The organism is Streptococcus sp. ELY_137 (genome assembly GCF_058314515.1).
Genome location: NZ_JBZFUL010000021.1, coordinates 1 through 12,468, shown reverse-complemented (window position 1 = coordinate 12,468; position 12,468 = coordinate 1). Strand labels below are relative to the sequence as shown.

Annotated in this window: 12 protein-coding genes; 2 read left to right on the top strand and 10 right to left on the bottom strand. The window is 41.0% G+C overall.

The window, feature by feature from the left end:
* Positions 1-120: 120 nt before the first annotated feature.
* From AC4HAO_RS10520 to AC4HAO_RS10485, 8 genes are all read right to left on the bottom strand, one after another.
* Positions 121-1,077, bottom strand: a complete 957-nt coding sequence (locus AC4HAO_RS10520; protein ID WP_491093540.1) for an ABC transporter permease — start codon at positions 1,075-1,077, stop codon at positions 121-123.
* 1 nt (position 1,078) lies between these two features.
* Positions 1,079-2,137, bottom strand: coding sequence for an ABC transporter permease (locus tag AC4HAO_RS10515; protein WP_491093541.1), 1,059 nt, complete (start codon positions 2,135-2,137; stop codon positions 1,079-1,081).
* On the bottom strand, positions 2,130-3,665 hold the full coding sequence (locus AC4HAO_RS10510) for an ABC transporter ATP-binding protein (protein ID WP_491135333.1): 1,536 nt from the start codon (positions 3,663-3,665) through the stop codon (positions 2,130-2,132). The genes AC4HAO_RS10515 and AC4HAO_RS10510 overlap by 8 nt, the downstream gene beginning before the upstream one ends.
* Before the next feature lie 513 nt (positions 3,666-4,178).
* Positions 4,179-5,231: a BMP family lipoprotein gene (locus AC4HAO_RS10505; protein ID WP_447452343.1), complete on the bottom strand. Its 1,053-nt coding sequence runs from the start codon at positions 5,229-5,231 to the stop codon at positions 4,179-4,181.
* An 89-nt stretch (positions 5,232-5,320) separates the two neighbouring features.
* Complete coding sequence (locus tag AC4HAO_RS10500) at positions 5,321-5,707, bottom strand: cytidine deaminase (protein WP_447452249.1); 387 nt, start codon at positions 5,705-5,707, stop codon at positions 5,321-5,323.
* Positions 5,697-6,359: a deoxyribose-phosphate aldolase gene (gene deoC / locus AC4HAO_RS10495; protein ID WP_491093543.1), complete on the bottom strand. Its 663-nt coding sequence runs from the start codon at positions 6,357-6,359 to the stop codon at positions 5,697-5,699. The genes AC4HAO_RS10500 and deoC overlap by 11 nt, the downstream gene beginning before the upstream one ends.
* 9 nt (positions 6,360-6,368) lie before the next feature.
* Entirely contained in the window at positions 6,369-7,646 is a 1,278-nt protein-coding gene (locus AC4HAO_RS10490; protein WP_491135332.1) for a pyrimidine-nucleoside phosphorylase, read from the bottom strand.
* On the bottom strand, positions 7,633-8,232 hold the full coding sequence (locus AC4HAO_RS10485) for a class I SAM-dependent methyltransferase (RefSeq protein ID WP_491135331.1): 600 nt from the start codon (positions 8,230-8,232) through the stop codon (positions 7,633-7,635). The genes AC4HAO_RS10490 and AC4HAO_RS10485 overlap by 14 nt, the downstream gene beginning before the upstream one ends.
* Positions 8,233-8,643: 411 nt before the next feature.
* On the opposite strand from AC4HAO_RS10485, the gene coaA reads away from it, so the two are divergent.
* Both coaA and rpsT read left to right on the top strand, forming a co-directional pair.
* Positions 8,644-9,564, top strand: a complete 921-nt coding sequence (gene coaA, locus AC4HAO_RS10480) for a type I pantothenate kinase (protein ID WP_491093547.1) — start codon at positions 8,644-8,646, stop codon at positions 9,562-9,564.
* Between the two features lie 68 nt (positions 9,565-9,632).
* The gene (rpsT, locus tag AC4HAO_RS10475; RefSeq protein ID WP_447452244.1) at positions 9,633-9,866 is read left to right on the top strand and encodes a 30S ribosomal protein S20; all 234 of its coding nucleotides are present in this window, start codon (positions 9,633-9,635) and stop codon (positions 9,864-9,866) included.
* Positions 9,867-10,112: 246 nt separating this feature from the next.
* Here rpsT and AC4HAO_RS10470 read toward each other — a convergent pair whose 3' ends face one another.
* Both AC4HAO_RS10470 and AC4HAO_RS10465 read right to left on the bottom strand, forming a co-directional pair.
* Positions 10,113-11,474, bottom strand: a complete 1,362-nt coding sequence (locus tag AC4HAO_RS10470) for a sensor histidine kinase (RefSeq protein WP_491135330.1) — start codon at positions 11,472-11,474, stop codon at positions 10,113-10,115.
* Positions 11,464-12,138 carry a response regulator transcription factor gene (locus AC4HAO_RS10465; protein ID WP_491093563.1) on the bottom strand — a complete coding sequence of 225 codons (675 nt, stop codon included), beginning with the start codon at positions 12,136-12,138 and terminating at the stop codon, positions 11,464-11,466. The genes AC4HAO_RS10470 and AC4HAO_RS10465 overlap by 11 nt, the downstream gene beginning before the upstream one ends.
* Positions 12,139-12,468: the final 330 nt, after the last annotated feature.

The following is a 12,468-nucleotide window of genomic DNA, read 5'->3' as shown; positions in this document are numbered from 1 at the left end:
TCCCAATTTTTTATAAATACCTGTTCTATATTATCTCACTCACTGCTATTTTATCACAGTTAATTCTTAATAGATAGAAGAAAGGCTGGAAACCTACAGTATCCAGCCTTATAAATAGATTTATTTGGTTTTAATATAGTTGATACCGTCTGCCTTAGGTGCTACTGCTCTACCAAAGAAAACAGCTAAAACAAGAATAGTCATAACATAAGGAGCAATTTCTAAATAAACTGACGGGATGTGCGCCAACCCCGGAATCTTGTGGCCAATAATAGCTAAAGATTGAGATAAACCAAAGAAGAGACTAGAAAGCATAGCGCCAATAGGATTCCAACGGCCAAAGATCATCGCTGCCAGAGCAATAAAGCCAGGGCCTGCAATTGTCGTTACAGAAAAACTATTAGAAATAGCCTGAGAATAGACCGCACCACCGATACCACCTAAGAAACCGGATAACATGACACCAGCATAGCGCATCAGATAAACATTAACGCCTAATGTATCAGCTGCCTGCGGGTGTTCGCCAACAGATCGCAAACGCAGCCCAAATCGAGTTTTAAAAATAAGAATATAGGATATAAAAGCTACCAAAATAGCTACATAACCAATTAAAGACGTATTTCTAAAGAAGATGGGGCCAATCACAGGAATGTCCTGTAAGAGCGGAAAGGAGAACCGCCCAAAAGATTGACTGATAGTATCCGTTTCACCCTTGCTATATAAAACACGACATAAGAAAACAGCCAAGGCAGGGGCTATGAGGTTGAGCACCGTACCAGAGACAACATGGTCTGCTCGGAAGTTAACTGTTGCCACAGCATGAATGAGTGAGTAAACAATGCCCACTAAACCAGCGATCAGACAGGCAACCCAAGGTGTCGCTTTTCCAAGGCTGTCAGCATAGGCTAGGTTAAAGACAACCCCTGAAAAAGCACCGATAACCATAATGCCTTCAAGTCCAACATTGACAATCCCACTGCGCTCTGAAAAGGTTCCCCCAATACTTGTAAAAATCAGAGGCGTTGAATATCTAAGTGTTGACGACACTAAGAGGACGATTACTGCTAAAAATCCCATTTTACTGACCTCCTTCTTTTACTTTTTTACGGGGCTTAACATAATGTCGAATAATATAGTTACTACCGACAAAAAAGATGATCAGAGCCGAAACAACGTCAATAACTTCAGAAGGCACGCCAACCATCCCTGTCTTACCAACAGACAAAGCACCAAACAGAAGCGCTGCGAAAGGAATGCCGACGGGGCTGTTAGAGGCTAATAGAGCTACTGCCATCCCATCCCAGCCAATTTGCAATGAGCTGGTCTGAACATAAACATTTTCATAAGTTCCAAGACCATCTACGGTACCACCAAGACCGGCTAAAGCACCTGAAATAATCATTGACCAAACAATAACCTGCTTAGACGACATGCCAGCATATTCAGCTGCATTTGGGTTGAGACCGACAGCTGTAATCTCATAACCAGTCCGTGTTTTCTTTAGGAGGAACCAGATGAGCGCAACTGCAATTAAAGCAAAAATAAAGCCAAGATTAAAACGCGAATGATTTGTCAGAGCAGATAAGAAACCGGTCTGATAAGAAGCCGAATCGGATACCTTAATGCTAGCAGTTGTTGTACGCATCAGATCGTTTGAGAAGACATTTAAAATCAGAGCCTTTGTAACATACAATACAATATAGTTCATCATAATTGTTACGATGACTTCACTGGTACCTAGGTAGGCACGTAAAATCCCAGGAACAGCACCGATAATACCTCCAGCAATTAAACCAATAATAATCGTACAAACGATAGAAATAGGTTTGGGTAAATCTGGAAAAGAAAGGGCAAACCAACCGGCCATAACCCAACCAGCTAGCGCCTGTCCAGGCAGACCAACATTAAAAAATCCTGCTTTAGAAGACACAGCAAAGCCCAAACCAATCAGAATCAGCGGTCCCATAGCCCGTAAGATTTCACCAATATTTTTGATGGAGCCAAAAGCTGAATAAAATAGATCATTATAAGCCCAATAGGGATTGTAGCCAAAAATTAACATGAGAACAGCACCAGCCAGCAGTCCTAATAGAACAGCAATCAGTGGTACAGCCCAGCTCTGCGTTTTCTTAGACATGTACGCCCTCCTTCGTAAATTCTCCACCTGCCATCAAAACACCCAATTCCTGTTTATCCGTCTTTTCAGGGGCTAATATTCCTTGAATTTTACCGTCGTGGATAACAGCAATACGGTCAGATAAATCAAGAATTTCATCCAACTCAAAGCTGACTACCAAGACAGCCTTTCCTTTATCACGTTCAGCTACCAGCCGCTGCCGGATATACTCGATAGCACCGACATCTAAGCCGCGTGTTGGCTGACTGACAATCAAAAGGTCCGGATCCCGGTCAACTTCACGCGCAATAACGGCCTTCTGCTGGTTACCGCCTGACAGAGATCCTGCAGGTACTTGCTCATTTGCTGCCCTAACGTCAAACTCGTCCATCAAGCGCTTAGCATTTTTATTGATAAAGTTGTAGTCTAAAATACCGTGGTGGCTAAACGGTTCCTTATAATAGGTCTGTAGAGCCATGTTTTCAGCCAAGGTCATCTCCAAAACCATGCCATCACGGTGCCGATCTTCAGGAATATGACCGACACTCATCTCCGTAATATGTCGAGGCGACAGCAGGGTAATCTCTTGGTCTTTAATTTTAATTGATCCCGATTTGACCTTCCGTAGGCCAGTAATAGCCTGAATAAGCTCAGTTTGCCCATTGCCATCAATACCAGCAATTCCTACAATTTCACCACCGCGAACATTCAGCGATAGTCCTTTAACAGCAGGAACCCCACGATTTTCATCAACAACTAAGTTTTCGATAGCTAAAACAGTATTTTGAGGATTAGAAGCAACCTTGTCAGTCTTAAAGGAAACAGCGCGGCCTACCATCATTTCAGCTAGCTGCTGACTGCTGGCTCCAGCTACAGGAACAGTCTCTATCGATTGACCTCGACGAATAACGGTTACTCGGTCAGCCACTGCCCTAATTTCATCAAGTTTATGAGTAATCAGAATAATAGATTTACCTTCTTTGACAAGATTGCGCATAATGTCTAACAACTCCGCAATTTCCGCTGGTGTCAAAACAGCTGTTGGTTCATCAAAAATCAGTATGTCTGCCCCACGATAGAGGGTTTTTAAAATTTCTACCCGCTGTTGTGCACCGACCGAAATATCGGCAACCTTGGCTTCTGGATCAACTGCCAAACCATATTTCTCAGACAGCGCTTTAATGTCTGCTGTCGCTTTCTTTAAATCAAGAAAAGGCCCCTTGGTAACTTCACTGCCGAGAATGATATTTTCAGCCACTGTAAAGGCCTCTACCAGCATAAAATGCTGGTGAACCATCCCGATTCCTAAACTAGCAGACTTAGAAGGAGAGTCCAATTTGACCGTTTTCCCTTTTAGAAGGATCTCTCCTTCTGTTGGTTCCAATAAGCCTGACAGCATATTCATTAGGGTCGACTTTCCGGCTCCATTCTCACCAAGTAAGGCGTGGATTTCACCAGTTTTGACATCTAAATTGATATGATCGTTAGCAACAAAGTCACCAAACTTTTTAGTGATATTGCGCATTTCAATGACAGTTTCCTGTGCCATAGTGTTTCCTTTCAAATAACAGATTTAGGACAGTGAAGAGAGAGAGGGGTAAGACTTCTTGGCCAAGCTAACAAGTCTTGCTTCCAGCCACGGTGCCAAGAGTCCATTCTAAAACAGGAATAGTAGACGAGTTTTTGCTAGCCCCTTCTCCTTTATTAAGATATGAAGACTTTCAATCGGCAAAACAAAAATAGAGAATTTGACGAAAAATTACTAAAAGTTCTAGAAAAACGTATCTTTGCTTGCACAGTTTGTGATCCAAATTCCTGAGAATAGACTGCCCGAATCCCAGCAAGGTAATATTAAAAACTTCTGCAGATCGAACAGTTTAAAAGAGAAGTTTGTCCACGACAATCAACACAACATCTCAATGAAGGATTCAGAATGTCTACTCAGCTGCTGCATAGCCATAAAACAGCAAACCTAGTTAAGTTTTGAAATCTCTTATCTCAGTCTCTTAAAAAGCGACCGTTAAGGTCGCCCTCTAGAAATTATTATACCATTTAGGCTGGTTTATTTCACACCATCATCAACTTTTGTTTTGCCATCAATAATATCTTTCTTGGCTTGATCGACTGCCTTCTTGATATCATCTGGTAAATTCTTGGTCACAATATCAACACCCTTATCTTTCAGACCGTAGGTTGTTGTTTTAGCTTCAAACTTCTTACCATCTAATTGATCATTGGAAATATCTTTAACAACTGTTCCCACTTCCTTGATTGTTGAAGTTAGAATGAAGTTTGACTTTTTACCATCACTAGCTGTATAGTTTCCTTCTTCGGATTGGTCACGGTCAACACCGATAGCCCAAACCTTTTCATCGCTGTTAGAATCCAAGCCTTCGTTAATTTCCTTGGCTTGTGAAAAGACTCCCTTACCAGAACCACCAGCAGCATGGTAAATCACATCAACACCGCCAGAGTACATAGAAGCGGCAATCGTTTGTCCTTTAGCTGAATCATTGTAGTTACCAACATATTGGGTTTCAACTTCAATATTCTTATCAACAGAAGCAACACCTGCTTTGAAACCTGTTTCAAAGCGTGTAATGGTATCTGACTCAACACCACCAACAAATCCGACTTTTCCTGTCTTAGACTGCATAGCTGCCGCGATACCTGCTAAATAAGCTCCTTCATTGTCTGCAAAGAGGACACTGGCTACGTTATCCTGATCTTTAATAACGTCATCAATGATAACATAATTAGTATCAGAGTTAGATTCAGCCGCTTCACTAACAGCATCGTGCAAGTTATAGCCGATACCAAAGATAAGGTTATAGCCCTTACTTACAGCCGAATCCAGATTTGTCGCATACTGTGATTCATCATCTGATTGGAAATACGTATAATCTGTATCCTTCTTCAGCTTGTTTTCCTTAGCCCAAGCTTGCAAACCTTCCCAAGCAGATTGGTTAAAGGACTTGTCATCGACACCACCTGTATCGGTTACGATAGCAGCCTTAACAGAACTATCTGAGCCCGACTGGGACGAACGACTACAAGCTGCAAGTGTAAATACAGCTACAGCAGCCAAACCGAGACCAATAATTTTTTTGTTCATCTTCATAAATGAACTCCTCCTCTAAAAAGTCGCAACTAGGTTGCAAGTATATCTTAAACCCTTAGGGTCTAATCCAAAATAAGCTGGACTTAATCGAAGTCCCGAAATGAGTATGGCAATAACTCACCGACTGTCATCTCGACTGTCGCACCATCCTTAGCAACCAAGGTTACCTGGCAGTCTAAATCAAAAAATTCTACCATAACCTGCCGGCAGGCACCGCAGGGCGAGATTGGCTCCTTAGTATAACCGTAAACGGCAATCTTTGCAAAATCCGAGTATCCTTCTGATATCGCTTTAAAAATGGCAGTACGCTCAGCACAATTAGTTAAACCAAAACTGGCATTTTCAATATTGCATCCTTGAAAGATCTGTCCCGATTTTGTTAAAAGGGCTGCTCCTACTGGAAAATGCGAATAAGGCGTATAGGAATACTGACTGGCCTCCTTGGCCAACTGGACTAAATCAATAGTCATGATCAGCTACTTCTCCATTAACAATAGCTACACCTGCTGAGGCTCCAATCCGAGTTGCACCTGCATCAATAAAAGCCTGAGCATCCTCATAAGAACGAGCACCGCCGGAAGCTTTGACGCCCACGGTAGGTCCAACGGTTTGACGCATCAATGCTACATCAGGAACCGTAGCCCCCCCTGTCGAGAAGCCTGTTGAGGTTTTGACATAATCAGCACCGGCTGAAACAGCTAATTGACAGGCTTTAACCTTTTGCGCATCTGTCAATAAGCAAGTCTCAATGATAACCTTGACTAACTTGTCCCCACTCGCTTCAACGACAGCACGAATATCCGCTTCAACAGCAGCAGTATTCCCTGATTTTAGCTCACCAATATTAATAACCATATCCACTTCATCTGCGCCATTAGCAATAGCATCCTTAGTTTCAAAAACTTTGACCGCAGAAGTATTAGCGCCTAGAGGAAAACCAATAACGGTACAAACCTTGACGTCGGAGTCTTTTAAAGCTGCCGCTGCATGAGTAACCCAGGTAGGATTGACACAGACACTGGCAAAATCGTACTCCTTAGCCTCTGCCAAAATAGCATCAATTTGTTCTCTAGTAGCCTCAGGTTTCAATAAGGTATGATCAATATATTTATTAATAGACACAGCACTCTCCTAATCAATAATGGTTAATATCTCTTGTGTGACAGTCTTTTCGTCACTTATTGTAACATTTTTTACAAATTCTGTAATCTTTTTTTGAGGAATTTTTCGATTGGAGTAAATTTTTGCTAACAAGTCACCAGAAAAAACCGCATCTCCAACTTTTTTCTCGAACATAATACCAGCATCATAGTCTAATTGATCGGTTTTTACGGAGCGTCCAGCTCCCAGTTCCATAGCGAAATGCCCAAAGTACAGCGCTGGTAAAGCACTAATATAACCAGCCTTATCCGCTCTTACCTCATAGATGTACTCTGTTTTAACAGGACGATAAATATCAGAAACCTCTCCCCCTTGAGCGGCTACTAAATCTTCAAATTTCTGCAGAGCCGAACCATTGGTCAAGTGGTTTTTAATTTCTACTAAATCAATGTCTGTTCCTCCTAGTTTTAACATCAGCTGCGCCAACTGACAAATAAAGTTTGTAATGTCAGTCCGCCCCTGACCCTGCATGATAGCAACTGCCTCTAGCACCTCCAAACGATTGCCAATGGCCTGCCCTAAAGGCTGACTCATATCTGTTACTGCTGCTACAGTTTGGCGTCCAACTTCTCTGCCAAGCTTAACCATGGTCTCAGAAAGCGCTTGAGCATCATCTAAATTCTTCATAAAAGCGCCATTACCGACCGTAACATCTAGCAAAATAGCATCAGCCCCTGCTGCAATTTTTTTGGACATAACTGAGCTAGCAATAAGGGGCATAATATCAACCGTTGCAGTAACATCACGCAGTGCATAAAGCAGCTTATCTGCCTTTACCATATTCTCTGATTGGCCAATGACAGCAAGGCCCTTGTCTTGTACCTGTCTAATAAAATCAGCCTGCGTTACCTCAATCTGATAACCTTTAATGGATTCCAATTTATCCAAGGTACCACCCGTATGGCCCAAACCACGGCCACTCATCTTAGCCACAGGAATACCAAAACTCGCTACTAAAGGAGCTAAAATCAAGGTCACCTTGTCACCGACACCTCCGGTCGAATGTTTATCCACCTTGATACCAGCAATAGCTGATAAGTCTAGCTGATCTCCCGACTCAACCATTGCCATTGTTAAGTCGCGAGTCTCCCGCATAGTCATGCCCTTAAAATAAGTCGCCATGGCAAAAGCTGACATCTGATAATCAGGCACATCACCTGCTACATAACCATTGATAAGCCATCTGATCTCCTGAGTGGTTAATTCGTAACCATCTCGTTTTTTCTGAATTAAATCAACTGCTCTCATCTTTTTTACTCCTTAAGATATAGTACCCTTTATCTTTTTTTAGGATAGCGACATTGCCAAAAACATCCAACATTTTAGCCTTTGCACTTGGTGCTCCCTGTTTTTTCTGGATGACAATCGTTAGACTGCCTCCCTCATTAATATGGTCATAAGCTCCTTCAAGGATGGCATGGACCACCTGTTTACCTGCCCTGATAGGAGGATTGCTGATAATATAATCAAAGCTTCCTTCAACCTGCTTGTAGGTCGATGATGCAAAAATAGTCGCTGAAATACCATTGCGTTCAGCATTACGACGTGCTAAGTCAAGGGCACGATGATTAACATCCACCATAGTCATTCTAACCCCCTGCGCCTTAGCTAGGGCAATTCCCAGAGGACCGTAACCGCAGCCAATATCTAACACTGTTTTGCCAGCTTCGAAATTCAGCTGATTTAAGAGCAGTTGGCTACCATAGTCAACCATCTTTTTAGCAAATACCCCTGCATCGGTGTAAAAATGCAAGTCCTCCCCTAACAGTTGAACCCTTAAATCATGAATGTCATGATCAGCATCGGGATTAGCAGCATAATACATCTTTGCCATAATGGCTCACTTTTTCCTTTCAATACTTTTTATAGTAGACAGACTTTTTTAAGGCCACAAACCCCTTATCAGAAGCTGGGGCCACCTGATGGGATTAATCATCGTGGCTGTTTGTCCCATCCCCATAAATTTTCAATCTCTTCATATAAACTAGCCATAATATGTAATACAGTGGTGGCTTGCCCCGGTCAATGGTCCAGGCATCTAGAGAGACTGACGAGATGTCTTTTTCAAAAATCAGAAACAAAAATGGGTCCAACGCCAAGTTTCAAATGGAAGTTCGTCAGCGATTAAAAATTCTCTAGAAGACTGCTTTTTAATGTCTAACGTTTTTTCACTCTTGTCTTCTTTTTGTTTTTTTCTGCCTGCACAGCTACCTCATTTTATCATATTTTGTGCTACAATAGACCTATGTCTCATGAATTTATTAATTTTGAAGCTATCGATCGGCAAACTTGGCAGCAGTTACGTCACTCCGGGCAACCGCCATTAACTCAAAAAGAATTAGATTCTATCAAAAGTCTCAATGATAATATTGATATTCAAGATGTTATCGATGTCTACCTGCCCTTGGTCAGCCTCATTCAAATCTATAAGAATGCTCAAGAAAATCTCAGCTTTGCCAAGGGAATCTTTTTGCAAAAACACCCTAAAAAAAGACCCTTCATTATCGGGATCTCTGGCTCAGTTGCCGTCGGCAAATCAACAACTAGCCGCCTGCTTCAGCTCCTACTGGCCAGAACCTTTCGCGACAGTCAAGTCGAGATGGTGACGACAGATGGTTTTCTCTACCCCAATAAAACCTTAGTCGAGCGAAACCTGTTAGACAAAAAAGGCTTTCCCGAAAGTTACAATATGGAACTGCTGATAAATTTTTTAGACAGTATGAAAAACGGTCAGGAGATGGCTATTCCAGTCTACTCTCATGAAATCTACGATATTATTCCTGATCAAAAGCAAACCATATCAGCGCCTGACTTTCTTATTGTCGAAGGAATCAATGTCTTCCAAAATCAGCAGAATCATCGCCTCTATATGAATGATTACTACGATTTTTCTATCTATATTGACGCTGAGGTTGCCCAGATTGAAACTTGGTACTTGGAACGCTTCCAAGCACTCCTGCGTCTGGCTAAAAAAGACGAGCGCAATTACTATCACTCCTTGACTAAAGTTAGCTTTGAAGAAGCCTTAAAGGTCGCCAAAAACATTTGGAAGACTATTAATCTTCTTAATTTAAAAAATTATATTGAACCTACTCGAAACCGTGCCGAACTGATATTGCATAAATCACAAAGCCATAAGATTGACAAAATTTACCTGAAAAAATGATTAGGGCTTGTCAAACCCTTGAAATTTCTATATAATGGAATGGTTAGTAAAATTGGAGGTGAAAAACGTTGGCAAATATTAAATCAGCTATCAAGCGTGCTGAAAAAAACGTTAAACAAAACGCACAAAACTCAGCTCAAAAATCAGCTTTGCGCACTGCTGTCAAGGCATTTGAAGCAAACCCAACCGAAGAACTTTTCCGCGCTGCTTCTTCAAGCATCGATAAAGCCGCTTCAAAGGGACTGATTCACAAAAACAAAGCTAGCCGTGATAAAGCTCGTCTTGCAGCTAAACTTGGTTAATAGAATTCACCTCCTTTTGGAGGTTTTTTTGTGGACTTCTGTAATTTTGTAAGTAGTAAATCCATACCCACTGGAAGTTACAGAGCCCTTTAGAGTATGAAAAAATCTAGATTTAGGAACTTCCCCCAGCTTCAAAAAAGAACTTTTACTACTTTAAATACCCAAAAAAGATAGAACCGATCTGGTCCTATCTTTTTAGTTACCGACTATAATTGACAATGAATGAGACTTTATACAAAGTTCATCCTACACCATTAATTTAATCTCAAAAACAGTTCCTGTCGGGTCGTTATCATTAACCGTAATACTTCCGTTTAAGGCATCTGTAATTTGTTTTGCAAGTGACAGGCCTAAACCAAAGCCACCTGTTTGACGAGTCCTAGCTTTATCAATGCGATAGAAACGATCGAAAATCTTAATTTTATCTTCATCACTGATACCGGGACCATTGTCTGCTACTGTAATCACTAGCTTTTTATCCTTGAGCATCACTTGAATATCGATAGCACCGTCGTCGCCTGTATATTTAACAGCATTATCAAAAAAGATGGTGATCAACTGCTTAATTAAGGTTTTATCAGACTTAATAGAAGCATCTAGCTGGTTAGAAAAGGTAAAGTCCTTATCGTTTTCATCAGCAATCATGGCATAACTCTCAAAGATAGCATCAAAAAAACTAGGAGTAATTTCTTCAAGGGTTGCTTTAAGCTTTTCATCCCGCCTTGCCAAGTTTAAAAGGTTAATTGTCAACATCCGCATGTTTCGAACTTCCTCCAAACTAGAAGCAATAGTCTCATAATTATCTAAGATAGTCTCATCTGGCTTTCTAAAGAGGGATTCCAAGCGATTCTGTAGAACAGTCAAAGGTGTCCGCAGTTCATGGCTGGCATCTTCAACAAAATTCTTTTGCTTCTCATAGCTGGCTAAGATCGGTTTACGCGACCAATAAGCCAGATATAAGCTGGCAAAAATAGAAATTAGCCAGAAGAAAATCATCACCGAAATAATGATAAAACGGTAACGTGAACTCAAGCCATCCAACTGATTAACACTGATGGCGATAGTCACGTAGGCTACCTTAGGAAAACGCTTATCAGACGCTGCTATGGTTTTATAACGATAGTGTTCCGTCTCACGAAAGGTTCCATCAACACTAATTTCCTCTACCTGATTGAGATGATTCTTATCCATAGTCAGCCGATTGAGACCTGAAAAGATCTCAGAACTATTAAGGATCTTGCCCTTGCTGTCATAGAGAATAATCTCAACATTAGCACTCAATTCTACATGCGATCTTTTACTTCCTCTGATATTGCTATTACCGTCACCGAGAAAATCATCACCATCTGTGAAAACTGATAAATTGGAAGCATTGCTGCCTTCAAAAGCTGAGTAAAAGTTCGCCTTATACATATTCATATAAATATAAGATTCGACATTATCGGCAGCCTTATCGATATTATCGTCGACTGAAGAATAAATTCCGACTCGCATAATCTGCAAAATCATGACAGTCATAATTAAGAAAATAGTCGTAAAAACTGAAAAAAATCGAAAAAAAGTTGAGAAACCTTCCGAAAACAGCTGTTTCTTTAGCCTAGATAGCATCCTTTAAGATATACCCCACACTGCGTAGTGTATGCAAGTGTTTTTCAAAGTCTGTACCTTTTAATTTCTTTCTAACCTTAGAAACATAGACCTCTACTACTGAGACTGTTGTATCACTGTCAAAACCCCAAATACGGTCAAAAATCTGTGCTTTGGGCAAGATAACATTCTGATTCTGCAAGAAATAAACAAGCAGATCAAATTCCTTACCCAATAGATCGACTTCCTTGCCGTTGACAACAACGCTATTGGTTGAGATGTCGCAAGTCAAATCACCGTAAGTAATACTGCTATCGTTTAATTTTCCTGAACGCTTGAGCAGAGCCTGAATACGCATCTTCAGCTCTTCAAGATAAAATGGTTTCGTCAGATAATCATCCGCTCCTAGTTCAAAACCATGCCCTTTGTCGTCCAAAGCCTCCTTAGCCGTCGTAATTAAGACAGGTGTCTTAATGCCCTTTTCACGTAATTCCTTAAGGACTATAAAACCATCTTTTTCCGGCAACATCAGATCTAAAAGAATCAAGTCATAGACACCTGTTTCAGCTTCAAACAGCCCTTCTGCCCCATCAAAAACCTGAGTCACCTCTGCAAAATCATCTAGAAAATCATAAACTGAATTTGATAAACTTAAATCATCTTCAATCAGCAAAATTTTAATCAAATTGGTTTGTTTCATATGCGTCCCCTTTATACGTACATACCCAAGGAGGTCTCTCTTGCCTACATAACATTTTCTAGTCTTACGACACAGAAAAAAACGAGAAGGCCTCCTTCTATTTTACATTAAACGCCTTAGTATGTAACTACTAGCAAGCGCCCTTTTAATAAATCCTAGAATTATTGAAGGGCTGCGTAGGAGGAAAAGTTACACTGCCAAGACTTACCCCTATATCTTACCATAAATCCCCGCGCTTGTCGTAGCTAACCTCACCCAGCCTTCATATTTTTAGCTTTTTTATAGAAACTTTCATATACCTGTTTAGCAATTCTT